Origin of the sequence: Streptomyces sp. NBC_00464 (assembly GCF_036013915.1) — a bacterium.
Classification (GTDB): domain Bacteria; phylum Actinomycetota; class Actinomycetes; order Streptomycetales; family Streptomycetaceae; genus Streptomyces.
On the sequence record NZ_CP107900.1, the window covers coordinates 161905 to 186664 of the forward strand.

Annotated in this window: 23 protein-coding genes and 3 pseudogenes; 16 read left to right on the forward strand and 10 right to left on the reverse strand. The window is 67.8% G+C overall.

Going from position 1 to position 24760, the window contains the following annotated elements:
- Positions 1-326 precede the first annotated feature (326 nt).
- The 3 genes from OG912_RS38640 to OG912_RS38650 all read left to right on the forward strand — a co-directional run bounded on the left by OG912_RS38640 (position 327) and on the right by OG912_RS38650 (position 7917).
- Positions 327-731 (forward strand): hypothetical protein, encoded by a 405-nt coding sequence (locus OG912_RS38640; protein WP_327713243.1) that lies wholly within the window; start codon positions 327-329, stop codon positions 729-731.
- Positions 732-1524: 793 nt separating this feature from the next.
- Positions 1525-7683, forward strand: coding sequence for a DNRLRE domain-containing protein (locus OG912_RS38645; RefSeq protein ID WP_327713244.1), 6159 nt, complete (start codon positions 1525-1527; stop codon positions 7681-7683).
- A gap of 75 nt (positions 7684-7758) precedes the next feature.
- Positions 7759-7917, forward strand: coding sequence for a hypothetical protein (locus tag OG912_RS38650; protein ID WP_327713245.1), 159 nt, complete (start codon positions 7759-7761; stop codon positions 7915-7917).
- Positions 7918-8276: 359 nt separating this feature from the next.
- On the opposite strand, the gene OG912_RS38655 is transcribed toward OG912_RS38650, so the two are convergent.
- On the reverse strand, positions 8277-8654 hold the full coding sequence (locus OG912_RS38655; protein WP_327713246.1) for a hypothetical protein: 378 nt from the start codon (positions 8652-8654) through the stop codon (positions 8277-8279).
- Positions 8655-8965: 311 nt separating this feature from the next.
- Between OG912_RS38655 and OG912_RS38660 the strand changes: the two genes are divergently transcribed.
- From OG912_RS38660 to OG912_RS38675, 4 genes and pseudogenes are all read left to right on the forward strand, one after another.
- Positions 8966-9067 (forward strand): DnaJ C-terminal domain-containing protein, encoded by a 102-nt coding sequence (locus OG912_RS38660; protein ID WP_327713645.1) that lies wholly within the window; start codon positions 8966-8968, stop codon positions 9065-9067.
- Between the two features lie 152 nt (positions 9068-9219).
- Positions 9220-9429 carry a hypothetical protein gene (locus OG912_RS38665; RefSeq protein WP_327713247.1) on the forward strand — a complete coding sequence of 70 codons (210 nt, stop codon included), beginning with the start codon at positions 9220-9222 and terminating at the stop codon, positions 9427-9429.
- Positions 9426-10154 (forward strand): restriction endonuclease, encoded by a 729-nt coding sequence (locus tag OG912_RS38670; protein ID WP_327713248.1) that lies wholly within the window; start codon positions 9426-9428, stop codon positions 10152-10154. Before OG912_RS38665 ends, OG912_RS38670 begins: the two co-directional genes overlap by 4 nt.
- 111 nt (positions 10155-10265) lie before the next feature.
- A pseudogene (locus OG912_RS38675) lies at positions 10266-10475 on the forward strand (ISAzo13-like element transposase-related protein); the annotation flags it as partial.
- Positions 10476-10554: 79 nt separating this feature from the next.
- On the opposite strand, the gene OG912_RS38680 reads toward OG912_RS38675, so the two are convergent.
- The 7 genes from OG912_RS38680 to OG912_RS38710 all read right to left on the reverse strand — a co-directional run bounded on the left by OG912_RS38680 (position 10555) and on the right by OG912_RS38710 (position 17219).
- Positions 10555-11664, reverse strand: a complete 1110-nt coding sequence (locus OG912_RS38680) for a winged helix-turn-helix domain-containing protein (RefSeq protein WP_327713249.1) — start codon at positions 11662-11664, stop codon at positions 10555-10557.
- Positions 11661-12929 carry an MFS transporter gene (locus OG912_RS38685; protein WP_327713250.1) on the reverse strand — a complete coding sequence of 423 codons (1269 nt, stop codon included), beginning with the start codon at positions 12927-12929 and terminating at the stop codon, positions 11661-11663. Before OG912_RS38685 ends, OG912_RS38680 begins: the two co-directional genes overlap by 4 nt.
- Entirely contained in the window at positions 12929-13663 is a 735-nt protein-coding gene (locus OG912_RS38690; protein WP_327713251.1) for a hypothetical protein, read from the reverse strand. The genes OG912_RS38685 and OG912_RS38690 overlap by 1 nt, the downstream gene beginning before the upstream one ends.
- Positions 13664-13792: 129 nt before the next feature.
- Positions 13793-14848, reverse strand: coding sequence for a YncE family protein (locus OG912_RS38695; protein WP_327713252.1), 1056 nt, complete (start codon positions 14846-14848; stop codon positions 13793-13795).
- Positions 14849-14912: 64 nt separating this feature from the next.
- Positions 14913-15608 (reverse strand): TIGR02466 family protein, encoded by a 696-nt coding sequence (locus tag OG912_RS38700; protein ID WP_327713253.1) that lies wholly within the window; start codon positions 15606-15608, stop codon positions 14913-14915.
- A gap of 292 nt (positions 15609-15900) precedes the next feature.
- Complete coding sequence (locus tag OG912_RS38705) at positions 15901-16212, reverse strand: ArsR/SmtB family transcription factor (protein WP_327713254.1); 312 nt, start codon at positions 16210-16212, stop codon at positions 15901-15903.
- A 44-nt stretch (positions 16213-16256) separates the two neighbouring features.
- Positions 16257-17219, reverse strand: a complete 963-nt coding sequence (locus OG912_RS38710) for a YncE family protein (RefSeq protein WP_327713255.1) — start codon at positions 17217-17219, stop codon at positions 16257-16259.
- Positions 17220-17443: 224 nt separating this feature from the next.
- On the opposite strand from OG912_RS38710, the gene OG912_RS38715 reads away from it, so the two are divergent.
- Complete coding sequence (locus OG912_RS38715) at positions 17444-17872, forward strand: VOC family protein (RefSeq protein ID WP_327713256.1); 429 nt, start codon at positions 17444-17446, stop codon at positions 17870-17872.
- Between the two features lie 600 nt (positions 17873-18472).
- On the opposite strand, the gene OG912_RS38720 is transcribed toward OG912_RS38715, so the two are convergent.
- Entirely contained in the window at positions 18473-18703 is a 231-nt protein-coding gene (locus OG912_RS38720; protein ID WP_327713257.1) for a hypothetical protein, read from the reverse strand.
- Between the two features lie 233 nt (positions 18704-18936).
- Between OG912_RS38720 and OG912_RS38725 the strand changes: the two genes are divergently transcribed.
- From OG912_RS38725 to OG912_RS38735, 3 genes and pseudogenes are all read left to right on the forward strand, one after another.
- Positions 18937-20601, forward strand: a complete 1665-nt coding sequence (locus OG912_RS38725) for a serine/threonine-protein kinase (protein ID WP_327713258.1) — start codon at positions 18937-18939, stop codon at positions 20599-20601.
- Positions 20602-20632: 31 nt separating this feature from the next.
- On the forward strand, positions 20633-20845 hold the full coding sequence (locus OG912_RS38730; RefSeq protein ID WP_327713259.1) for a hypothetical protein: 213 nt from the start codon (positions 20633-20635) through the stop codon (positions 20843-20845).
- Between the two features lie 36 nt (positions 20846-20881).
- A pseudogene (locus OG912_RS38735) lies at positions 20882-21681 on the forward strand (IS5 family transposase).
- A 34-nt stretch (positions 21682-21715) separates the two neighbouring features.
- Here the strand turns inward: OG912_RS38735 and OG912_RS38740 are convergent.
- Positions 21716-22033 carry a hypothetical protein gene (locus OG912_RS38740; protein WP_327713260.1) on the reverse strand — a complete coding sequence of 106 codons (318 nt, stop codon included), beginning with the start codon at positions 22031-22033 and terminating at the stop codon, positions 21716-21718.
- Between the two features lie 90 nt (positions 22034-22123).
- Between OG912_RS38740 and OG912_RS38745 the strand changes: the two are divergent.
- From OG912_RS38745 to OG912_RS38765, 5 genes and pseudogenes are all read left to right on the forward strand, one after another.
- A pseudogene (locus tag OG912_RS38745) lies at positions 22124-22400 on the forward strand (transposase); the annotation flags it as partial.
- 66 nt (positions 22401-22466) lie between these two features.
- Complete coding sequence (locus OG912_RS38750; protein WP_327713261.1) at positions 22467-22766, forward strand: hypothetical protein; 300 nt, start codon at positions 22467-22469, stop codon at positions 22764-22766.
- A 176-nt stretch (positions 22767-22942) separates the two neighbouring features.
- Positions 22943-23446, forward strand: coding sequence for a lamin tail domain-containing protein (locus tag OG912_RS38755; protein WP_327713262.1), 504 nt, complete (start codon positions 22943-22945; stop codon positions 23444-23446).
- 462 nt (positions 23447-23908) lie between these two features.
- Positions 23909-24214 carry a DUF6247 family protein gene (locus OG912_RS38760; RefSeq protein WP_327713646.1) on the forward strand — a complete coding sequence of 102 codons (306 nt, stop codon included), beginning with the start codon at positions 23909-23911 and terminating at the stop codon, positions 24212-24214.
- Positions 24211-24471 (forward strand): hypothetical protein, encoded by a 261-nt coding sequence (locus tag OG912_RS38765; protein WP_327713263.1) that lies wholly within the window; start codon positions 24211-24213, stop codon positions 24469-24471. The genes OG912_RS38760 and OG912_RS38765 overlap by 4 nt, the downstream gene beginning before the upstream one ends.
- Positions 24472-24760: the final 289 nt, after the last annotated feature.

The following is a 24760-nucleotide window of genomic DNA, read 5'->3' on the forward strand; positions in this document are numbered from 1 at the left end:
CATCTGGGCCTCCCACAAGGGGGTCGCCCCGCCAGCCCCCGTCCCAGACTTGCCGTGCGTTGTCGGCAGCGGGGCAATCAGCTCCAACAGCCGCCTTCTCATCGTCACCGAGCACGCTGAAGTCGACGTCCAAGCCGGCGTCGTAGTCGTCGGGGGTGATGCCGAGGCCATGGGCAAAGTCCTTGCCGAACCGCTTGATGTGCTCGCTCAGACACCCTCCCTCCCCGCTCCGTCCCCGCCTGCACCTTCACCTGCCCCATCTGCACGGTCCGCGCGGCCGGAATGGGACTGGGTTCGGCTCCGGGCTCGAACTACGCTCACTCAGCATGGCCCAGACAACGAGGCACATCGCGCGCTTCCTCGGAATGACCGCGGCGGTCACCGGTTTGGTAGCGCTGCCGGCAAGCCCTGCCACAGCTGATGGCTGCAGCGGGTGGCAGTGCGAATGGAACTTCTACGCCAATCAGATCCAGGTCGACAACGGTCCCAACGAATCCAACAACCAGTCATGGGTGTGGGTGTACGACGGCAATGCCGATGGAAGTGCCATCGGCGCCTACATTCAATGGAAGAACAGCCTGTCCTACTCCGACCAGATCGACGACAACGGATCCGGCAACTCGGGGAAGGCAGAGACCCACACCGAGGACGTGTTGCGGGTCAAGTTCTGCTTCTACAAGAACGGGGTGCGTGTGGACTGCGAGGACGGGCCGTGGCGATACGCGTCATGACGGGCCCCGACTGGGGCCCTTGCCATCTGTCGATGATCCGTTCTGAGCCGGCCTGCAAGTAGAGCAGGGGCTGTGCTCCCCTGAGCACAGCCCCGACGGCGCAGACCGGATCTGCCCCATGCCCGCAGGCAAGGTCACCCGGCGCGCGTTCCGTGAGGTGACGACGGGTCCGGAAAGCTGCCTTGGTCCCAAAGGCGCCCGTTCCACTGCGCACCAGCCGATGACGCCCGACCATCCGGACCGCAGCCCGCGGGACGGTTCAGGTGGCGGGGTCCGACTCGCGGAGCTCCGGCTGCGCAGTGTCCTCCCTGGCGGCCGGCCGCGGCGTGCGCGGCTGACCCGACTCCCCGGGCGGGAGAGCACACGAGAAGCACAGAACACGGTATCCGGAATGCGCCATTCCGATTGGATATTCCACCAAGACTTAGTCAAGTCCTCCACATATCACTCGACGACAGAAGAAAGCACCAAAAAGCCTTCATTTACCAGCTTTTCGCTCCTGCCTCATGAGCACGCAAGCCTCTGGATGCCTGCGCCCCGGCCGTGTCCGCGTGAGCTTCTTACTCCCTCCATGAGATCTCCATACCAAGGCTTGACCTACATCGAAGATTGGGAAGCGACTCCGCTGTGCGTTGTGGAAGATCTCCTGGCCCCCAGGTGGGGGCATCCCCTTCTTCACATGCAGGAGCCTTGGATGAGTCGTGCACGCTTGAGAGCGTGGCCGAGATCGTCGCGTTCCCGGATACCACGGGTATCGGGACGCTTGCGGCAGGTCGCCGGTGTTGTGTCACTGGTGTTGTTGGCCGAAGCTGCCTTGTTGGTGGAGTCGACCGGCACGGCGGTGGCGGTGGGAGAGCCCGCCGCGGCCGACACATCGGCGACCCAGCCCGCCTACGGTGCGGCGGAGGCGGCGGACGAGGCCTCGGCGGTGTTGATGGCCCGTCTGCAGAACCGCAGGATCGAGGTGCTGTCCGAGCGGGGTGCGGACTCCACGACGTGGGCACTTCCCAGCGGTGCGCTGCAGACTGAGGCTTTCAGCGGGCCGATCCGTGTAGAGCAGGACGGGAACTGGCTGCCCATCGACACGGCGTTGACTGATGCGGGTGCGCAGCTGGAGCCGAAGGCCGCGGCTGCTGAGGTGGCCATGTCCGACGGCGGCGACACTGCACTGGCCTCGGTGAGTCAGGGCAAGACCACCTTCGGTCTGGGCTGGGCCGAGAAGCTGCCGACCCCTTCGATCAAGGGATCGACGGCCGCTTACGATCTGGGCGGCGGGCAGACCCTGAAGGCGACTGCACTGGCGCAGGGCTTCTCAGAGAACATCTCGCTCGCCGCTGCCCCCGCCGACGCGGTGTCCTACCGCATCCCGCTGAGACTGGACGGGTTGAAGCTGTCGCAGGCCGCGTCCGGGCATCTGCTGCTCAAGGACGCGGATGGGAAGTTGGTGGCCGAAGCGCCGGCGCCGATGATGTGGGATGCGTCGAAGAACCCTGCCTCGGGCGAGTCGGACCACCGCATGACGGTGGACACGAAGATCGAGACGGGGACGGACGGCGGTCAGACGCTGGTCCTGACCCCGGATGCCGACTTCCTGGCACGTACGGATCTGACGTACCCGGTGACGGTGGACCCGACGTCCACGCTGGCGGCGACGACTGACACGTGGGTGCAGACCCCGGATTACCCGGACTCTCAGCAGGGCTCGGCGGAGCTGAAGTCGGGCACTTATGACACGGGCACGAACAAGGCCCGCTCGTATGTGAAGTTTGACGTGGCCAAGTTCGCCGGCAAGCACATCATCGATACGAACCTGGCGCTGTATTCGTTCTACTCCTCGACCTGCGCCACGACGGGTGCGGGCACCGAGGTGCGGCGGATCACCGGCAGCTGGGACTCCGCGGCAATCACCTGGGGCGCGCAGCCGGTCACCACGGCCACCGGCGCGGTGGTCAACAAGGCGGCGCTGGGCTACGACTCCTCCTGCCCTGGCGGCACGATGAACTTCGACATCGACGCCATCGTGGCCGCCTGGGCCTCCGGCTCGGCCAACTACGGCCTGCGGATCGCCGGCGCGGACGAGACGGACCCGTACACCTGGCGGCGCTTCCGCTCGGCCAACTACATCTCCGGTGACAACTCGGCAGAGCCCCATCTGACGGTCACCTACAACTCCTACGCCACCAACTCGGCCCCGGCGGTCTCGCCGTCGCAGCTCAACGCCTACAACGGCCACCGCTACGTCACCTCGCTGACCCCGACACTGTCGGCGAAGGTCACCGACGCGGACGGCGGCAACGCGCAGGCTCAGTTCGAGGTCACCACCGACCCGGCCTACACCGACGCCGCCTACAGCTATACCGCGCTGGGGAAGTCGGTAAGCTCGGGCTCCACTTCCACTCTGGCAGTGCCGTCGGCAAATGCTTTCCCGGTCGGCTCGCATCTGCGCTACCGGGTGCGCGGCTATGACGGCACGGACTACGGCACCTGGTCGGGCTACTCGACGTTCGTGATGAACACCGGGCTGCCCGCCGCGCCGAGCATCTCGTGCCCGGACTACCCGCTGAGCACCTGGTCGGCGAAGGCTTCCGGCGCGGTCTCCTGCACCCTGGACACCACCTCGACCGACGGACAGGGCTACAAGTGGGGCCTGGACGACCCGGCAATGGCCAAGCGCATCGACGACACCGTCAATGGCACCGACGGTGACCCGCTGACCATCAGCATCACCCCGGGCGACGGCTGGCACACGCTGTACGCCAAGACCATCGACTCCGGCGGCAACCTGTCCGCGGCCACCACCCAGTACTCCTTCGGTGTCGGCGCCGACGGCGCCGCGCTGCTCAGCCCGGGTGACGGCGACCGTCCCGCCCGCCGCGTGGCACTCTCGTCCACCGGCAAGCCCACCTACACCGGTGTCACCTATCAGTACCGGCGCGGCGAGACCGACGCGTGGACGAACGTGCCCGTGTCGGATGTCACCAAGAACGCCGACGGCTCGGCCATCGCCGCGTGGCCGCTGGCCGCCCCCAACGGCGCCCCGCCGGCCCTGGCATGGAACATCACCACCAGCCTGGCCGAGGACGGGCCGGTCGATGTGCGTGCCGCCTTCACTGACGGAACTACCACCGGCTATTCCCCGGTAAGCACCATCACTGTGGACCGCAACGCGGGAACTGCTCCATCCGATGAGGTCGGCCCGGGCTCGGTGAACGACCTGACCGGTGACTACACCCTGTCTGCCACGGATACGTCCGCGTTCGATATGAGCGTCTCGCGCACGGCCTCTTCCCGGAAGCCGGCCGCGGGTGCGGACGCGGAGGGCCAGGCGGCCATCTTCGGGCCGCAGTGGACCTCGGGCACCAGCGCTGAGCTGACCGATTCCGAATGGGGCTACATCCGCAAGACGTCGGACACCTCTGTGGCCCTGGTAGACGTCGGCGGAGACGGAATCGGCTTCACCGCCACCGCCAGCGGAGGCTGGAAGGCAGAACCCGGCTCCGAGGACCTCACGCTCACGGGAAGCCTGAGCGGCTCGTTCACGCTGAAGGACAACGAGGGCACGACAACCACGTTCACCAAGGTGGACCCGGCGGCGACCACCTGGCAGGTGTCGGCCACCTTTCTACCCACCAGCAACTCCACCACGACCGTGATCTCAGAAAAGGTTGTCTCGGGCGCCAAGACACTGGCCCGTCCGAAGTACATCATCGCGCCCACCTCGGCGGCCACGGCCTCGACCTGCCAGACGACACCCTCCACCAAGGGCTGCCGGATGCTGGAGTTCATCTACTCCACCGCCACCACCGCCACCACCGCCACCACCGGTGACTTCACCGGCCAGGTCAAGGAACTGCGCCTCTGGTCCACCGACGCCGGTGCGTCCGCGGCAACGTACAAGGCCGTACAGACGTACCAGTACGACGATGCCGGGCGCCTGCGCAAGGCCTGGAACCCCCAGATCACCCCGTCGCTGATCACCGCTTACGCCTACGACAGCGCGGGCCGGATCGCCACCCTGACGCCGCCCGGCGAGGTGCCGTGGACGTTCTCCTACGGCACCGCCGGTAACGCGGCCACTGCGGGCGCGGGCATGCTGCTGGCGGCCTCCCGGCCCACTCTGCAGCACGGTTCGCAGTCGCAGACCGACGGCGGCAGCGCCACCACCTCGGTGGTCTATGACGTGCCGCTGAGCGGGACGAAGGCGCCCGCCTCCATGAGCGCGTCGAGCGTCGCGGCCTGGGGTCAGAGCGATGCACCGACGGATGCCACCGCGGTCTTTCCCGCAGACGCCGTACCAGCTGCGCACGACGGCGCCGCCCTGAGCGCCACCTCCTACGCACGCGCCGCAATCTCCTACGCGGACGCCTCTGGGCGCGAAGTCAACACCGCCACCCCCGGTGGTCACCTGTCCACCACGGAGTACGACCACCTTGGCAACACGGTGCGCGAACTGTCCGCTGGCAACCGTGAGCTGGCGCTCGCCACTGGCGGGCCGGACCTGCAAAAGCTGACCCTGCTCGGTATCAACGGCTCATCCACCCCAGAACGCGCCGAGCAACTGTCCACTACCCATCTGTTCTCGGCCGACGGACTGCGCGAACTGGAGTCCGAAGGCCCGCTGCACCTGACCACCCTGACCGGCGTCCTGAAGGCCGGAGCTGGCGGCACAGACCTGCCCTCAGGCAGTGAGATCCCCGCCCGCCAGCACACGGTGACCGCCTACGACGAGGGCAGGCCGACCGACGGCAGCGCCACAGTCGCCGACCGGCCCACCACCGTCACGATCGGCGCACACGTCGACGGCTACCCGACGGACGCCGATACCCGCAGCTCCAAGACCGGCTACGACTGGATCAAGGGACTGCCCACCTCCACCACCGACGACCCCATGGGGCTCAGCCTCACCAAAACCACCACGTACGACAGCCAGGGCCGGGTCACCAAGACCACCCTGCCCAAATCGTCCGGCACCGACGCCGGCGCGACACTCACCACGTACTACGCGGCGACCGGCACTGGCGCCTGCAACGGCCGACCCGAATGGGCCGACCTGGTCTGCTCCACCGGCCCAGCCGGCGCAATCACCGGCGGAGGCGCCAACCCCACCCAGCTGCCCACCAAGACCATCGAGTACGACCGGTGGGGCAACACAGCGAAGGTGACCGAGACCGCCAACTCCGTGACACGGACCACGACCACCACCGCGGACAGTGCCGGTCGGCCCACCAAGGTCGCCGTCACCGGCGGAGTGGGCGCGGCGGTGCCGGACTCCACCACCGCCTACGACCCGGCCAGCGGTGACATCGCCACGGTTACCTCGAACGGCAAGACGATCACCCACACCACCGACCTGCTCGGCCGGGAGATCGCCTACAACGACGGGGCGGGCAACACCGCCACCACCGAGTACGACAACCTGGACCGACCGGCCAAGGTCTCCGACTCGGCCCCGTCGACCACCACTTACACCTACGACACCGCCAAGGACCCGCGCGGCCTGGAAACCTCCCGTACCGACTCGGTCGCCGGCACCTTCGCCGCCGCCTACGACGCGGACGGCGATCTGACCACCGAGCAGCTCCCCGGCGGCTACACCCTGGCCACCAGCCAGGACGAGACCGGCACGGAGACCTCCCGTGTCTACACCCGAGACAGCGACGGCCAAGTCGTCGCCTCCGACACCGCCGACCACTCCATCCACGACCAGACCGTCGCTGACACCAACGCCGCAGGTGAGGCCTATGTCCGCGGCTACAGGTACGACAAGCTCGGCCGCCTCACCCAGACCGACGACACCGCTCCCGACGGCACCTGCACCCGCAGGAGCTACACCTTCGACAACAACACCAACCGCACGGCCCTGGCCACGGCCACCAGTGCCGCCGACGCGGCCTGCACCTCCACCGGCGCGACCAGCACAAGCAACACTTACGACAGCGCCGACCGCCTGATAGCCACCGGCACCACCTACGACGCCTTCGGCCGCACCATCACCCAGACGTCCGGCGCCACCATCGGCTACTACGCCAACGACCTCGTCCAGCAACAGACCTTCGGCACCAACCGGCAGACCTGGAACCTGGACGCGGCCGGCCGCCTCGCCACCTGGACCACCGAAACCAACAGCGCCGGCACCTGGACCCAGACCGGCGCCAAGACCAACCACTACGGCAACGACACCGACAGCCCCGACTGGACCGCCGAGAACACCGGCGGCATCCGCAGCCGCAATGTGCAGGGCAGTGGCGGTGACCTGGACGCGGTCACCAGCGCCACGGGCGACACCGTCCTGCAGCTGTCGGATATCCACGGGGACACGGTTGTCCAGCTGCCGCTGGATACGACAAAGGCCCCGACCGCCACCTCGTACGACGAGTACGGCAATCCCGAATCCGCGTCCGCCACCCGCTACGGCTGGCTCGGCAGCAAACAACGCTCCAGCGAAACGGTCACCGGGGCCACCCTCATGGGAGTGCGCCTCTACGACCCGACCGCCGGTCGCTTCCTCTCCACCGACCCGGTCCTCGGCGGCAACGCCAACGCGTACGAATACTGCAACGGCGACCCGGTCGACCGATTCGACCTCGATGGAAGATGGTGGCATTTCCGTAGACTGGTCCGCAGGGCGGGCCGGTTCGTCGCCCACCATCAGACACTGGTCTCCTACGCCCTCGCGGGAGCGTGCTCCTTCGCAACCGAAGACTGGGGAGCTCCCGCCTGCGCGGCAGGTGCGGGAGCCGTGACGGGATGGATCTCCTATCGCTACGGTCACAAGCGCCGGAGCCGTCATATCGGTGGATACTGGGCCAGCAGCTGGCGCGGAGCCCGCGACGGGCTGTACGGCTACGGCGCCGGCCGCACAGCTCACTACACCCGCCGCGCGAGAACCGTATGGCGATCCGCGAGGCATTGGTGGCGAGGCCGCTACACGCATGTCTGGCCCCACTACTAACCGAAGGGAAGGCTTCGCATGTTCCGTGACCCCCGTGTCCACACCCGCAAGTGGGCTGCACGCCACCCTCTGGGTATGGGACTGGTCGTCGGGGCGATCTTCTACCTGGTGGAAGTCATCGCGACCGGAGACCTCCTGGGAACGCTCCCCTTCGCAGCGGTGATCGGGGCCATTTTCTGGGTCACCTCTCTCGGTGAGCGGCGCCGCAGGAAGAAGCACCACCTGCCGCGCTGACCGGGCACCACGCGATACGGGTGTGAAATCCGCACCCGTATCGCGCGTGCCCCCCCTCGTCCGGGCACCGCTCGCGATGCCCCGCGCCCCATTCACCCTTGCACCGGGGCAGGGGAACCCGAGCGTCACGCGGCCACGCGTCCCCCTGCCCGGTCACCGCAATCCCCACGGAAATCTCGTGCGTAAATTCGTCGCACCTATTCTTCTCCTGCCCGTCTTCCTGTTCTCCGCCTGACCAGCGGAAAGACCGCCGACGCCTGACCGAGCGGCTTGCGGACGATGCCCGAGCCTCCGCCTGTCGGTGTTGCCCGTGGTGAGCTCGGTGAACTGCTTGTCGAGGCGCCACATGCGATGACTGGTTACCGCCGGGCGAACCGCACTGGGCCACGCAGCATGGGCAGTGCGACACCCGCGAGGTCGTTCTCCAGCGCGACGGGCAGGACGTCGTCAGGGACGACAAGTGCCGGGCTGTGGAGGGCATCTGGTACAGCGAGTACGACGGCAGGACCTTCACCGTCGCCGGCCAGCTCGACATCGACCACGTTGTCCCGCTGGCCGCGGCCTGCCGGGCCGGCGCCGACCGGATCTGCCCCATGCCCGCAGGCACAGTCACCCAGCGCGCATTCCGTGAGGTGACGACGGATGGCGAGTTCCCGGGCGAGGCGGATCTTTCTGCCCCGGGTCCCACTGCACACCCTGCGCCCGGACGCGCCCGAGGAGCTGGAGCGGCTCGTCACCCAGCTCCTGGCCAAGGACCCGGCTCAGCGGCCGGCCTCTGCCGGGAAAGTCCGGGACGTCCTCAACGAGATCAACGACCGGCATTTCGGACCGCACCGCCCAGCCGTGGCCGGGACCTTACGCACGACATCGACGTCACCCCGGCGGAAGCCACCGACGGATCGGTCAATCCCCTGCGGATCACCACGCACAAGCCCTGTCCCGCCTGCGCCGCCAGGACAGACGAGAAGGCGGCACGGTCCTGCACGACCGGCGAGGGGGAAGGCCGGCTCATCCAGCAGCGCACCTACAGGTCGGCATCCCCGCAGGCATCCGGGACGGCCAGAAGGTCCGGCTCCGCGAGCTCGGCAGTCCTGGCAAGTACGGCGGTGCGCCCGGGGATATGTACGTGGCCGTGCGCGTCCAGGACTGAACTGCCGCCCGGTATTCAGCCAGGCCCGATGGCTTTGTGCCATTCGTCAGCGATCCGCCTCCAACATCACTGTGGCCCGGCTACACAGAAGGCTGCGGGTAGCGCCCTGCTTACCCTGCGTGGTGAGGCCGGTTGTGGGGGAGGTCTGAGGGTTGCTGACCATCAACGTGGCAGTGCTGCTCGCTGTCATCGTCGTCATCCGGTTGCGTCGGCGTACGCATGCCCGGAGCCGGCTCGACGAGAAGTTCACCGTCGTCATCGTCCTGGCGCTCGGGGTTCTCATCGCCCCGACACCGCTGGGCCACGGAATCATGGACTTCCTCGGCCAACTTGCGAGCGGCGTCACTCAGGCGGGCCGATGAGTCCCCGCGCACGCAAAGGCCGCCCGGCAGTTGGCAGGCGCCGCCCACTGGTGCGGCAGCGGACCCGCAGGCCCAGCAAGCGGCGGACGGATGACCGGCTGATCGGATTCCTCGTAGCCATAGTCCTGGCCGTCGCCCTGGCCGTGGCCGTCGTCCACTGGCTGCTGGTCCACTGGTGGGTTTTGATCGTCCTCGGTGCGCTCGCGGTACTGGCCGGCGGTGGCTGGCTCTACCAGAAGCAACAGCAGGCACGGTGGGAAGCGGTCCGCGCGCAGGGACTGCGCTACGAGCTTCCCCAACTGGACGCCCTACACCATTCCCAGTTCGAGGACGCGGTGCGGGACCTGATGCACCGCGACGGCTGCCAGAACGCGGTCCGCGTCGGGGGCGGCGGAGACCTGGGCGCCGATGTGAAGGCCACCGACCCTTATGGGCGGCGCTGGGTGATCCAGTGCAAACACAGGCGCAACGGCCTGGCCGGGTCCGCCGTCGGGACACCCGACCTCCAGGTACTCAACGGCACAGCCCGCCAGGTCCACGGAGCCGACATCGCGGTGATCGTGACGAACGGCCGGGTGACCGCACCGGCCGTGGCCTTCGCGAAACAGCAACGCCTCCACGTGATCGACCGCCACACCCTCGGAGCGTGGGCGTCCGGCTCACGCCCTCTGTGGGAGCTGCTGCGGGCCGTCCCGCCGCCCCGCAAGCCGACCGCTCTCTCCTGAAACTGCCCTTTGACGAAGCGGGCGCGGCAGTACGTCAGGTCGCGGTGCTTGGAGGTTGATGCTGCTGCTGGACGTTTTCGACGTGGTGTCCGAGGAGGAGGGCATTGATCCGGGTTGCGACCGGCTCTGCTTGCCTTGGTCGAGCCCGACGAGCGCGGTGACCCGATGGCGCCACTGTGGTGGACGACGAAGTCGACCCGAAAGTTGGCAGCGGCTCTGACCCGGCAGGGCCATCGCGTCTCTGCCGACACGGTCGCCAGCCTGCTGCGGGAGGAAGGCTTTAGTCTGCAGGCCAACGCCAAGGCCATCGAAGGTGCTCAAGGTATCGGGGCGGGGATGCACCGCTGCAAACCGTGCCGCCCCAGCCCTGCCACCTGGGGCACGTTGGGCTGTACGCCGGTCAGGAGCACCCGACTGCAGTGGTCATGCGGGCGTATGCCTCATCGAGTAGCTGGGGTGCTTCGGGAGGATGATCGGGCTCTGTGGTCATGCGGTGGATGGTGAGGCTGTGTTCGGTGCGGGTGAGGTCTGCCCGGGCGATCAGCTGGTCATGGGCGAGGAGGGGGCAGACGTAGTAGCCGTGGGCGCGGTGGTGGGCGGGTTTGTATGCCTCCAGGGTGTGAGTGAAACCGAAGAGCCGCTGGGTACGGGGTCTGTACCAGATCAGGTTGTCGAACGGTCCCAGGAAGACGGCCGGGCCATCCGCTCTGCCGGGGTCTGTCAGGACGTCGGGATGTGCCCAGGTTGCCTTGGTCCAGCCAGAGACGGTGACAGGGAGCAAGGGGCTATGTGGGAGGAGCCGCGTGGCGGCGCGGGTGGGGATGCGGAGGTAGTCGGCGAGGTCGCTGGTGGTGGCGATGCCGAGGGCGCGGCCGGCGTAGGTGAGCAGGGCGGTGAGGCATTCGTCGTCGGTCTGCGCCTCTGTGTGCAGGTGTGGGGGGAGGTGGCGTTCGGGGAGGTCGAGCAGACGTTCCCAGCGTGGAGTGCGGCGCACGCAGATGAGGTCGCCGGCCCACAACATGAACTCGGCGGCTCGTTTGGCCGGTCCCCAGGCCCAGCCGTTGCTCGCCCGGTCGCCGGGCTGTCGTAGCTCGCGCTGGGTGAGGGGGCCGTGTTCGCGGATCAGGTTGAGGATGCGGTCGCGTTCGGCGGGCTCGGGGTAATCGGGGCGGCGGCGGGCGGCGCGGCGGCGGAAGGCCCATAGGGGCCAGTCGTTGAGCGGTACCAGGGCGAGGGCATGGGCGGGGTACTCGAAGGCCACTGGTGGGGGAGCGATGCGCAGGTCAGCGTCGACTGCAGCTGTGGTGGTGTGGGGGAGACGGCTGGTGAAGGTGAGCTGGTGCGCCCGGGCCAGGACGTTGATGGAGTCGAGCTGGACGATGTGGAGCCGGTCGAGTACTCCCTCGACGGTTGGCTGGGGAAGGGCGGGGTGGATGCCGCTGGCGGCGATGGCCAGGCGCCGGGCCTCTGCGCGGGACAGATCGATGGCGGCCGGTGGGTGTGGGGTCATGTGCCCGCCTGAGCGGCAGGTGCCGGGGTGTCGGTGGCCGGAGGCGTCGTGGTGGCTGCGGGTTTGAGGGTTGGCAGGAGTGCGGCGGTCAGCAGGCCGAAGGCAGCGCAGCCGGTGAGGACGGTGAGGGCGGTGGTGAAGTGCTGTTGGGCGGTGAGGGCGCCGATGACGGCGGCGGTAATGCCGTTGGATACGTCGGTGCTGGCGGCGACCCAGGTGTTGGCCTCGGTGCGGACGTCGTCAGTGGCGTGGGCGTCGACCAGGAGGAAGGCGCTGATGAACAGTGGGGTGACGAAGAGTCCGGACAGGAGCAGGAGGGCGCCCAGGGCCCAGGGGGGCCGGGCGAGCAGGAGGAAGCAGGCAGGGAGGGCGAAACCTACGGTCAGCAGCCGGTAGAGGGTCCACAGCGGAAGGCGGCTGGTGGGAAGGACGGCGTAGAGGAGGCCGCCGATGACGCCGCCGGCGGATGTCGCGGCGAGCAGGGGGCCGATGAGGGCGGTGGTGTGCTCGTGCTGGCTGTAGGCGGGCACGTAGATGCCCATTCCGCCGAAGAGGCAGCCCATGACGAGCAGCGGAAGCATGATCATGACGATGCGGGGCTGGGCGAGTGGCCCCAGCCACCGGTGCGTGCTCCGTGCCGCGCTGGTTCGCACCGGTGCGGCGGGGGCCTTGGTGGGGGTAAGTCCGTAGGCGCGGGCGGCGGTCAGGTAGAGGGCGATCACCACCAGGAACATGGCGGCCGCGCTCTCGTAGGCGGTGACGGGGCCGAGGAAGGCGATCAGGGCGCCGGCGGTGAGCGGGGCGGCGACGAAGCCGGCTTCTTCGAGGATGCTGTCGGCCGAGTGCACGGCTTTCAGGTCCTGCGGGCTGGTGACCAGGCGGCGCCATGAGGAACGCAGCGCCGCGTTCAGCGGCGGGCTGCTCATGTTCGCTGTGAGGGCGAGCAGGAGGGTGGTCCACCAGGGCCAGCGGGCGGCGACGCTGATGGCTGCTGTCGCGGTCAGGGCCATGGCGCTGGCGCCCATGACCGGGAGTGCGTGCCGGTGCCCCGCACGGTCCAGGAGGCGGCCGCGCAGCGGAACGAGGAGGGCCAGGACGAGGGTGGTGCTGCCGCCGACGAGGGCGGCGCGGCCGTAGCCGTAGCGGTCGGCCAGCGCGAGCAGCAGAGCGATAGGCAGGACCGCGGCCGTGGTACGGGCGGCGAAGGCGAGGGCGAGGAGCGGTCCGACCGGCCGGCGTCCGAGCACAGCGAGGATCTTGGGCATCAGGCTTCCGTCCCCGTAGCTGTGTTCGTACCGGTCTGGGCTTCTGGCCCGGGGCCGGTTTCCGGTTCGGTGGTGTGGGTGGCGGTGGCGCGCAGGGTGTCGGCGTGGAGCAGGACCAGGCGGGCGACGGCCTGGCCGCGGTGCAGGGTGATGGGGCGTGTGGGCCGTACGGCGATGCTCATGCCGCCTCGTGCGGTCATGGCGTTGACGGTTTTTGCGGAGATCACGCCCAGCGGTACTTCAAGGCCGTCCAGCGGCAGCGGCATGACCATGAGGAAGGTGTGTTCCGGCACGTGGGCTGACCAGCCCAGTCTCCATTCCACAGTGCCTTGGCCGTTGGGGACGAACATGCCTTCCCAGCCGCCTCCTTGGCCGCGGTAGTCGCCCAGGTGCAGCCAGTCGGTGTCCTTGGTCGCCAGCCAATCCTCGCCGCGCTGCCACAGCCCCGCCCGGCTGAGCCGGTGGCCGACTTTCTGGATGTTCTCCTGGGAGGGAACGGCGACCCCCAGGTCCTGAAGCGGGCTCATCGTCACCGCGATGGGGGAGTGGATGCTCCACCCCAGCTCCTGGCCCAGAACCCATGGCGGGCAGTCGGCGGGCAGGCGGGGGATGCGCAGGTAGCGAAAGGACTGTGTGTAGGCGTCGCGTTCCGCGCGCGCCCCGGCCCGGTCGACCCGGGGTTTGTCCGGCACCAGGGCCCACGGCTGGAGCGAACGGAACATCACATCGGCCACGGCGCTCTGCTTTCTGACGACGGCAGGGGATAGGCCCCGGACACGGGCGCGGGCGCCTGGGCAGGGGGACTGAGCGGGCAAGGAAGAGGGGCCGGAGACCGCGAGGGCGGTCTCCGGCCCCGGAGGGGGTCAGGCCTGGACGTCTGCGCGTTCGATGCGACGCTGGCGCTCATCGGCGGGCAGGCTGTCGAGGTCGAACATCACCACCGAGCACGGCCCGTACCCGACGAAGATTTCCTCGTACTCGAAGACTCCCTCGTCCCGGTCCAGCGGCGCCGACTTGAGGTCGACCATGGTCAGGGAGTTCGGGGCGTGGTTGGGGTGGCCGGCCACCATCATGTTGGCGCGGGCGAAGTTCGTGATGTAGACCGTCTCGTCCCCGGGGTCGACGACGAGGCCGCGGGGCCCTGAGCCGACCGGAATCCTCCGCGTCACCTCCAGGGTCTCCACGTCGACGACCACGATGCTGTTGGTGTTCTCCACCGTCAGCAGCGCGAAGCGACCGTCGTCGGTGAAGGCCACCGCCCGGCCACCGTGGGAGCCGACCGGAATGTGCGTGGTCTCGTCGGTCTCGACGTCGATGACGGTCAGGTAGTTGGCCTGTGTGTTGGCGACGAACACGTGGCGCCCGGACGGGGCGATGGCCAGGCTGTAGGGGTGTGCCTCGCGGTCGACGGGGATACGGGCCAGCTCCGTGACCTGCTCCGGATTCCCCTCGGGGCCGGAGAGAGCGCTGATGTCGAGCTTGCTGACGTAGCCGTCGCCCCACACACAGACGTAGGCGACCTGTCCGTCGGCGGTGATGCCCATGTGGCGCGGGTCGCGGCCGGTCGCGATCTGGAGGAGCTCCACGTTCAGCTCGAGGTCCACGACCGACACCGTGTTCGAACCCGAGTTGGAGACCAGCAGGTAGCGCTCGCCCGGCACGATGCCCATGCCGCGCGGCCCGTGCCCGACCTCGATGCGCCGTACCTCCTTGAGCGTGACCGCGTCGATCTCGGAGAGCGTGTTCTGGCTCGTGTTGCACACGAAGCCACGGCCGTCCTTGGTGAACTTCACCCCGCCGCGCGGGGCGTTGCCGACCGGGATCTGCGCGACGGTCCGGTGCTCGCCCGGACCGGTCTTGGCCACGACGGAGACGACACCGTCGTCGGTGTCCGTCGAAAACAGCTGGATGTTCCGCATGTGGTTCCCTTTTCTCCTGGTGTTTTTCTGACGGGCAGAAGAGCCCGGCACATGAGGGGGGCTTTCAGTCGAGGGTGTAGTTCAGGTTCCAGGCGATCGAGATACGCGTCGCTTCTTCATGGAACGTGGGAACGGAATGCCGCAGCCAGCCAGGGAAAATAACCAGTTCACCTGGCCTGCACGTAACCCGGGTACGGTGACTGTCACCGGCCAGCGAAATACCGGGATCGTAATAGTCCACATTGGGCCTGGGGTCAAGGAAATTGATCTCACACAGGGCTGGTGCCGTCACGTAATACACCGCCGACAGAGCCGTGTTGGGGTGGAAGTGCGCCTCGTGCCGATCCCCGGGACGGTAGACCGACGCCCAGCTGCGACTGGCCGCCACCCGCACCTGCCGGCCCCCGCCACGCTCCTCGCCCTCCAGGCCGGCAGACCGCTCGAACGCCTCGGACAAGGACAGGCCCGTCAGCGACTCCACAAAACGACCCGCAGCCGCGCACACCCATCGAGTCAGCCGCACCGCCGGCTCACCGCCCCACTGGACCAGCTCACCCGCCGTCTCCGTCTTGTACCCGAAATCCTTGGACAGCGCCCCCGTCCGCTCGAGGATCCGCTCCGTCAAAGGTGCAGTCACCTCATCCGCATACGGAAAGAACATCCGGGCCACCGGAGTGGAAAACATCTGGGAAATCGTCGCCTTCGAAATGCTCTCGGCAGGCCGCTCCGCATCCAGTTCTGTCGCACCCTGAACAGGCATGGATAACCCCCTCGTTCGGGCGTGCCGACCTCGAAGCGAACACGCTTTGAACAACGGCAATAGTCTGTTCTCTCACCCATCGCCCTGGCAAGCTATTCGAACCTGCTCAAAAAGGGCGCACGCCCGGCGCTCTTCAAATAGGCATTGACGCGCCCGCAAAGGGGTATCGAAAGAAAGGAATAAACGCCCCGGCGGGATCTCCTTGGAGTGAAAACGAACGCACCCCCGCACCAGCAATCCCCCGCAGCTCATCCGTCACACCGCTCCGGCCGGGTGCCATCGGGCAACGGGTTCAGGCGTCAGGGCCGGCAGCTGCGATTCCGCCGAGCAGAATCTCGCCCAGAGCGGCGAGCGCATGATGCACGCCGCCCCCGCTGCGCCGGGTGGTGATCAGTCCTGAACTCCGCAGGACCGTGGTGTGGTGGGAGATGGTCGCCGCGGAGACTCCGATGCCCTCGGCGAGCGCAGTGGTGGTGCTGTCCGGCCGGTCAGCCACTATCAGCAGCACCGCCGCACGCGTGGGCCCCAGAAGAGCAGCCAGCGCACTGCGCCCCGGCCGCCCGCCATAGGAGGGCTGCGGTCCGGGAAAGATCGGGCCGGCCATACGCTCCGCCTTTCCGCCAACGCAGGGAGGGGGACAGGGACGAGTCAGGGCCCGGGCTCTAGGCAGCGGACCACCGCGACGCTGCTCGGCGCCCGGCCGGCCCGGACACTCTCGAACTGCGGCAGCCCGTCCTCGGTGGACAGATCCACACCATCGAGATGGATCACAGCCAGACCCCCCGACAGAGGAAGAGGGCAGTACACCGTCTGATCATCCGGATCGACCACAATCCCCGAAGGGCAAGGCCCTACCGGGATAGTCCGGGTCACCGACCACTCCAGGAGGTCCACCACCGCTATCAAACCGAGCCGTTCCAGCGTCACGAGCGCGAAATCCCCGTCGACCTCCACCGCACCACTGGGACCGCCGGGCCCGGGCAGGACAACCTCGGTCATCACACGGCCCGAATCGAGATCCACCACCGGCAACCGGTCGGCCGTGCGGCACAACACCAGCCCCGGCCCGAGACGTGTCGGCAGAAGAACGCGGGGCTGAGCATGCGCGCCCAGCGCAGTACGCCAGGCCACGGACACCGCATCCCAGCGGCCAGCCTGAAGGCCGGTCAGGTCGAGAGCGCAGACGGATCCCGCTCCCTGCTCGCACACATACGCCGCCCGGCCGTCCCGCGCCATCACGACCTGCCGCGGCTCACGCCCCACCGCCACCCGGCCCCTCTCCATACCCGCGCCGATGTCGACGACGGAAACGGAGTCGGCCCCCGCATTGCACACCAGCAGGACCCCGGCGCCGCGGACGACGACGAGGCTGCTGGGAGCCCAGCCGACCTTGATGCTGTCCAGCAGCCGACGTCGGGCCAGATCAACGACGCCGACCGAGTCCGACACGCTGAAGGAGACGAAGACGCGCCCCTCACCGCCCTCCACCACCGAGACCGGCCCGTTGCCACAGACAACCTCCCCCGCCTCCTGATAGGAGGAAGCACCGTGCTTGAGCACGAGGGCGAGACGGCTTCCGAGCGGATCCACTGCACACAGCAGCACTGACACCACACCCTCCCGCCAGCAACCGGGCCCGGCCACTGCAGGTGGGCCAGGCTGAACCAGCACAGGCGGGCTCTACCACCATGAATCATGCATCAGTCATCTAAAGGATGAACTGTCTTGATTCATCGGCTATATGACTGATCACGCAGCCTGGAATGGAGCGCTATATTCCGGTATACCCTGCCCACGCCACCCAGCCGACCGACCGACCCAGGAAGCCCACCACCATGCCCCACACCACCAAAGCCCCCTCCCCGCCCCCGGCAGGAACCCTCCACCACGTCGAAATCTGGGTCCCCGACCTCCCACGCGCCACCACCGAATGGGGCTGGCTCCTCGAAAGCCTCGGCTACACCCTCCACCAGACCTGGGACAACGGACGCAGCTGGCGCCTGAACCACACCTACCTCGTCTTCGAACAATCCCCCGCACTCACCCACCACCACCACGACCGCTGCGCACCCGGCCTCAACCACCTCGCCTTCCACGTCCCGACCACCGACGAAGTCGACGCACTCACCGAAAAGGCCCTCAGCACCGGCTGGACCCTCCTCTTCCCCGACCGCCACCCCCACGCAGGCGGCACCCACCAGCACGCCGCATACCTCGAGAACACCGACCACTTCGAAATCGAACTCGTCGCCACCCACCCATAGCCCACAGCCACGCCCGGGTCCGGCGATCTTGAGCGGCGATTCCCGGTGTGAGCGTGGTGTGGAGTAACCCCCCGCCCCCGGATGAACGAGGCCGCGTGGCGGGCACTCGACCTGATGCGCGCCTCGCGGACGGCCTCCGGGCCTGTGTCCATTGCCGCCCGGACACGGAACTCGGACTGCTGTAGCCAGGCGCTTCCGCGCGTCAGCAGTTCAGGCGCCTACGGCCGGGCTGCCGCTTCCGAGGGATCGTCGCATGGCCGGCGGCGTCTTGGTCTGGAGTCCGCAGCACAATGAGGACAGCACTCACATGGCTGTCCTGGTTGCCGATGCGGGAGACGGCCAGATCAGCTTCAACACGCAGAGCGTGCGCGGTGACGATGCGACTGAAGGGCTCGCAGACCTGCTGATGGGACCTGGGGGTGCGGAAGGTGCCGCGGTCGGAGCGTAGTTGCGGGCCGGAAGACGCCTGCTGCATGTCTGCTGGGGAGCGCAGCGCAGCATTCGTACGGCAGAGACGGCACACGAGTGCTGCACGTGTAGCAAGGTCCGCCTCACCCCGTGCAGCCGGCGGTCGATGCTCGGGGATAGCTCCACGCGGTCTCAGCTGCTACAGCTGGCGGGCCGGATGCTGCAGCGCGAGTACGCCCGCAGTGCGCAGTCAAAGAACACTCCGACGTCAACGCCGGAGTCCCGGCGCGTGACCTCGTACAGCCCCTTCATCGCCCCGAAGTCGACCACGACGGGGAGGGAGATCTCCTGGTGGGAGTCGGTCTCCACGTCCAGGTGATGGGCGAACCCGAAGCGATGGGCTCGGTCCTGCTCCGCTGTCACCACATGCTGGTGGGCCTTGCGGGCCGCCCCGAACCACCGTGTCGCGTCGTCCGTGCCCAGTTGACGACGATCGCGAGGAACGGGGTCACCTGCTCCGCACTCGCGGGCCAGCTGTCGGTCGGCGAGGCGACGGTGGGGCCTTCGGTCGGTGGGAATGGCTGGCGACCCCGGCCTGTTCGGTCAACAATGATCCGGCGGACGCGCCGACGGTGCGCCGCGCGGGAGAGGGTGACATGCGGGGGGCGATACTCGGCGGCCGCTACCAGTTACGGGAGCCGCTCGGCGCGGGCGGCATGGGGACCGTGTGGCGGGCCAGTGACCAACTGCGCCGGCGTAGCGTCGCTGTGAAGACGCTGACGGGTTTCGTCGAGTCGGAGACCTCCGAGCTAGCCCGCAGGTTCCGCCGGGAGATCCAGGTGGCTTCGCTGCTGCGTGACCCGCACATCGTGGAGGCGCACGACTCGGGCGAGGCGTTCGTCGACGGACGTCCACTGCTGTACCTGGTGATGGAGGAGATCCCGGGTGAGCCGTTGAACCGGCTGCTCGATGCCCGCACCCCGTCACTCGCGGAGATCACCCGCTGGGGCGACGGGATCTGCGCGGCGTTGTCGGTCATGCACCGGGCGGGGATCGTGCACCGTGATCTGAAGCCCGCAAACGTGATGATCGGCCCCGACGGGCACGCCACCGTCCTGGACTTCGGCATCGCCCGCCTGGAGGGCGAGGGACTCGACCTGTCCACCCTCACCCGTTCCGGCCATTTGGTGGGCACGTTCGCCTATATGTCTCCCGAGCAGGCCATCGGCGCGACCGCACTCGACGGCCGTAGCGATCTCTACGCCCTGGGCTGCCTGCTGTACGCAGCCCTGGTCGGCAGGCCGCCATTCTCCGAGGGACCTTGGCACCGCCTTCTGCGTCAGCACGTCGACGAGGCTCCCTTGCCGCCCGGAGCGCTCAGGGACGGACTTCCGGCCGCGTGGGACACGCTGGTGCTGGATCTCCTCGCCAAAGCGCCGGGGGACCGGCCGCCGAGCGCAGCCGCGGTGCGGGAACGGATCGCGGCGCTGCCCCTGCCGGTGGACGCGCCGCCCCCGCCGGTGGCGGCACCTTCCCGGAACGCGACGGTGATCGACCCGGACGCGATCACCTCTGATGCCTCAGCGGTCGTCGGCGTCCCCGCGAATCCGAACGACCCGGCCGTGCTGGGCGGGGGCGGAGCGGTGATCCCCTCGTACCCGAGCCCCAGCCCGAACCCGAAGCCGGCCTCGGACTCAACCCCCGACCCGGCCCCCACCCCCGCCCTCACCAGACCGCTGCCCGGCTCCGCGCTGCCCCCGCCGCGGGTGCTGTCCGGCGACGAAGTGATCTCGCGGAGCTTGACGACGCAGCAGTTGCTGGCCATCGGTGTGGTGGTACTGGTGGTGCTCAGTGGGCTGGTGACGCTTTCCCTGGTCGTCTCGGGACGCAAGGCCGGCCCGTCGCTGGGCACGGCCGGAATCATCACCCTGGGCGGACTACTCGCTGCCATCGTGATCGGCCTTCTCTACAGTGGCTACGTCTACGAGTGGCGACCACGCCGGGCCGAGCGGCGGGCCGCTGCCAGGAACCGGCGCGCAACCGCAGAGAAACCCGAAGCCGATGAGGCGCGGGCAGCGGCACGCGGCGCCGGAAGTCCCGCCCACCGGTACGCCCTCAAGGTCCTCACCTCGGCAATGCGGAACGGCCAAGTTCTGTGGGTGGCCTACGAGTTCCAGGGCGGGATCTGGTGGCTCCACCTCTACCCGCTCCGCTTCGACAACGGCGATCTGGTGGGGCTCACTGTGCAGTCGCAGGAGACGTACCGCATCGCCGAATTCCGGCTACGCGGGACGTCCCACACCCCACCGCCCGGCTTGTGAACGACCGCGCCTGGCAGGGCGGCGCCATGAGGTGATCCGGCTGATCACCAGCCTGATGGACCACAAGAAGTACCCGGCTGCCGACCTCGCCGAACTGTACGCACGACGCTGGGAGATCGATCTCGTCTTCGACGAGATCAAGACCCATCAGCGCGATGCCGGGAGTCGGCGTCAGGACCGGAGCACGGATATTGATCGAGGTAACGGCAGTACCTTCCCGACCGTCGGCCACCTCGCTGCCTAAGAAGACATCTCATTTGGTCAGGTAGGGCTGTCGTTCATGGTGGGGATCGTTGAGCGGCTGGTGCCGGATGAGTTGTGGGAGCTGTTCCAGCGGGTGGTGCCGGAGGCGCCCTCGCGGCCTCAGGGGGACGGTCGGCGTCGACGTGGTGATCGTGAGGTGCTGGCCGCGATCGTGTTCGTTGCCACGTCAGGCTGTACGTGGCAGCAGTTGTCAACGGCTTCGTTCGGGCCGTCAGGGGCGACGGCCCATCGACGCTTCTTCGGTGGTCGAAGGCCAGGGTGTGGGCCAAGCTCCACCGCGTGGTGCTCGACGAGCTCGGCTCCCGGGGCGAGTTGGACTGGTCCCGCCGCGCGATCGACTCGGTGAACATGCGGGCCCTGAAAATGGGGGATCTGACAGGTCCGAATCCTGTCGATCGGGGCAAGTACGGGGCGAAGATCCACTTGGTCACCGAACGAACCGTCCTGCCCCTTTCCGTCGGAATCTCGGGGGCGAACATGCACGACAGACAGTCAGGCCATGATCCCGCTCGTGCAAGGAATACTGCCGATCCGCTCCCGCCGCGGACCGCGGCGCCGCAAACCCGAGAAGCTCCACGCCGACAAGGGCTATGACTACTCCCACCTGCGACGGTGGTTACGCCAGCGTGGCATTCAGCAGCGCATCGCGCGCAAGGGAATCGAGTCATCACAGCGACTAGGACGCCACCCGTGGGCCGTCGAACGCACGATGTCGTGGCTCGCCGACTCCACCGCCGCTATAAGCAAAAAGCCGAGCACTTCCCCTTCACCAGCATCGCCTGCACCCTGATCTGCTACCGCAGGATCACGTCCTGATTCGCTGGCGTGGTACCGAACGAAGGCCCTCGCTCTACGAGCCCTCGACAGGCAGCCCCGCCACGAACTCTGAAAGAACGGAGGTTCGGGGCGGCGCCTGCCCATGAAGGAACCGCTGGTAGTGGTCGGCGACGAGACGACGCAGGTCTGCCTCGGCCGGTTCATCACCACTGAGCTCAAGGGCGACCTGGTGCGGCTCACCTGTCATGTACAACGGTCTGGCCAGGGCGTCGAACCCACAGGTGTACTCGTCGGGCATCTCCCACCATGCCTCGGCGGACGCTCGGTCCTGGAGGACGTACATGTAATAGTCGTCATCGAAGAGGATTACGGGTCCTATCGGTGTAGTCACCCGTGGAGTATGGCGCAACCAGCAGGTCAGATACGTGCCACAGCACAAGCACCAGCCCTACGTTCACGCACCAAATGAGATGACGTCCAAGCCGGACTCGCCCCAGCGACCCGTACTTCCGGCTCCTCGATCCGCGGCAAACAACCTATCCCGATGCGGAAACAAGCAGCTCAAACGGACCTTCTTCCTCTCCGCGTTCGCCGCCCTGGGCGACCCGGCATCGCGGACCTATTACGACAAGAAGATCGTCCAGGGGAAGCACCACACGCAGGCCCTGCTCTGCCTCGCCAGGCGGCGGGCGAACGTCCTCTTCGCGATGCTCCGCGATGGAACTTTCTACGAGGCCCGTCCTGCCGCATCGACTTGAGACCTTCTTGTCCTGCGGGCAGGTGCGTGATCAGCTTCGGAGATGGGGGCCGAGGATTCCGAGCACATGAAACTCATCCACCGCTGGCTCGCCGGCGAGGTGGTCAACAGCACCGTTGGCATCAAGGTGACCGGTGGCCCATTCAACGGACAAACCAAAATCGTCCAGCTCGATCAGGACGGGCTTCCACCCGCACGCCTTCGTGCTCGCGGCGGCAGCGGACAGACACCTGGAAACCCTGCTGCCTGGCACATCTACGAAGCCGTCCCGGCCCCCGATACTGCCGCCGGCTGGACCTACAGATACGCCGGAGCCGACACGACTGACGCTTCCACCGAGGGCCCCTCAGGCACCCCCGCGGCTTGACCAAGGAGATAGTGGCCCCGCCACTACGACTTGTCCAGGGTCCACCTGGACTCCCCAAGCATCAGGCTGCTTCCCACTCGATGGCATGGTCACGCTTTCTTCACTTAGTCATCACTGCACGATCACCTCCAGTAGGCTGCGGGCGCTCCGTTCGCACCACTGAGGGGGATTTCTTCATGCGTATCCGCTACGTCCTGACCACTGCCGTGACTACTGCGGCTGCCGCCGCACTCGGGCTCGCGGTAGTAGTGCCGGCACAGGCGGCCGAGTACTCCTCGGCCCTGAAGATCAAGGGCGTCCAGTACGACGCTCCGGGCCGGGACTCCAACAAGTGCTCTGGCGGCAACACCAAGAACGAGTACCTGACGATCAAGAACTACTCGAAGACGGCGACCGTGAACCTGAAGGGCTACAAGGTCAAGGACGCCGCCGGAAACACGTTCACCTTCAAGAACAGCCACGTCCTGCAGCCGGGCGACCAGGTCAGTCTGCGCGGCGGCCGCGGCGCCGACTCAGACGCCAAGAACGTCGTCTACCGCCAGAACTGCAACTTCATCTGGAACAACGACAAGGACACCATCTACTTCTACAAGCCGGGTGGAGTCCGAGCCGACGTCCACGCCTACACCAAGAAGGCCAACGACAAGGACGGCAACGGCTACATCGCCTACCACGGCTGACGAGTCGCCTCTATCCAGTGAGGGTCGGCGGCCAAAAGAACACACTCGACGGCCGACCCTCACAGCTGGCCCTACCCAATCAAGCAGATCTTGCAGCCACTGTCTGGAGCTGCCTTGGCGCCTTCCCACAGGGCGCGGGCTGCGGTGGAGGGCCTGCTCGTCGACGTCGCCCGGCGTCCGGACTGGTGGCCTCGGCCGGGTGGCGAGGAGGTCGCCGATGTCTTCGGGGCGCGTTGCTGGGTCTCGATCGTGGCCTACCTCGACGAGGTCAAGGTACGTGACGTCGGTTGGGCGGGGGTGAAGTTGGGTGGTGGTCCTGGAACTGGCTCCACGCCCTTCGCCGTCACCGTATCTCCTGCATGGCAGAAGCGTCGCCCGCAGTACAGGGATCGCCGCATGTCAGCATCCATGGCCTCCCGGCGCGCGTACCGTGAGGGGACGACCCGCCGGGAGGACCAGCCGATGAGCGCACAGCCCGACCACGCACCCTTCACGCCGTACGCCCCCGCACCCGGGGCGCCGGCCGAACTCCTCGCCCAGCTGCGCGCCGACCAGCGCGCTGATCAGTGGGTGCCGGCCTTCGAACGGGAGTGGGCGGCGGCGCTGGAGGAGTCCCGCCGTACATTCTCCCTCGCCGGGCTGTACGAGGTCGTCCAGGACTGGCAGGGCCGTCTCGCCTCCGCCCCGGCGGTCGACGCGTTCGTCGCCTCCGGCTACGACGACAGCGAGTTCATCGACATGGCGGACCTGCGGGAAAGACGCCGGTGACCGGGCGGCCGTACGCGGTCAGCTTTTCAGCTCCGGCCGCGAAGGTACTCGACACCCTGCCCGAGGACGTCGAAGACATGGTGTGGGACGTCCTGGACACGGCCGCGGCCGACCCGTGGGGCTTTCGGCAGTGGAACGCCGACGACCTGGAGGGCCAGGACGTCCGCCACGCCTCCGTCGGCCAGCTGTCCCTCACCTACTGGGTGAACCGCCCCCTGCACCGCCTGTCCGTCCTCACCATTACCTGGCTCGGATAGACCGTGACAATGCCCTGCCCGGCATCGCAACTGCCGGGGCAGGCTGTTTCCGGTCGTAGCCACCACCCGGTGAAGCTTGCCGGCGCGCAGGACGATGAAGTCGTAGGCGAGCACAACAAGGACCAGGTGCACGGCCACAAACCTCGCTGCCGCCACTGACCGCAGCCCACCGCCTGGGAGATCACGGTCAGCCTGCGGAAAGCGGTGCTCGCTGCCCGCATCTGGCTTCTCTCTCGGCTACCCGAATTGGAAGGCGTACTGCGACGCGGAGTTCGGCATCAGCCGCGCG

Excerpts from the sequence above, each read along its gene's own strand:
- OG912_RS38760 (WP_327713646.1), top strand. The coding sequence starts at position 23,909 with ATGAGCGCACAGCCCGACCACGCACCCTTCACGCCGTACGCCCCCGCA.
- OG912_RS38715 (WP_327713256.1), top strand. The coding sequence starts at position 17,444 with ATGCCCCACACCACCAAAGCCCCCTCCCCGCCCCCGGCAGGAACCCTC.
- OG912_RS38705 (WP_327713254.1), bottom strand. The coding sequence starts at position 16,212 with ATGGCCGGCCCGATCTTTCCCGGACCGCAGCCCTCCTATGGCGGGCGG.
- OG912_RS38680 (WP_327713249.1), bottom strand. The coding sequence starts at position 11,664 with ATGACCCCACACCCACCGGCCGCCATCGATCTGTCCCGCGCAGAGGCC.
- OG912_RS38695 (WP_327713252.1), bottom strand. The coding sequence starts at position 14,848 with ATGCGGAACATCCAGCTGTTTTCGACGGACACCGACGACGGTGTCGTC.
- OG912_RS38685 (WP_327713250.1), bottom strand. The coding sequence starts at position 12,929 with ATGCCCAAGATCCTCGCTGTGCTCGGACGCCGGCCGGTCGGACCGCTC.
- OG912_RS38650 (WP_327713245.1), top strand. The coding sequence starts at position 7,759 with ATGGGACTGGTCGTCGGGGCGATCTTCTACCTGGTGGAAGTCATCGCG.
- OG912_RS38670 (WP_327713248.1), top strand. The coding sequence starts at position 9,426 with ATGAGTCCCCGCGCACGCAAAGGCCGCCCGGCAGTTGGCAGGCGCCGC.
- OG912_RS38750 (WP_327713261.1), top strand. The coding sequence starts at position 22,467 with ATGAAACTCATCCACCGCTGGCTCGCCGGCGAGGTGGTCAACAGCACC.
- OG912_RS38700 (WP_327713253.1), bottom strand. The coding sequence starts at position 15,608 with ATGCCTGTTCAGGGTGCGACAGAACTGGATGCGGAGCGGCCTGCCGAG.
- OG912_RS38640 (WP_327713243.1), top strand. The coding sequence starts at position 327 with ATGGCCCAGACAACGAGGCACATCGCGCGCTTCCTCGGAATGACCGCG.
- OG912_RS38755 (WP_327713262.1), top strand. The coding sequence starts at position 22,943 with ATGCGTATCCGCTACGTCCTGACCACTGCCGTGACTACTGCGGCTGCC.
- OG912_RS38725 (WP_327713258.1), top strand. The coding sequence starts at position 18,937 with ATGCGGGGGGCGATACTCGGCGGCCGCTACCAGTTACGGGAGCCGCTC.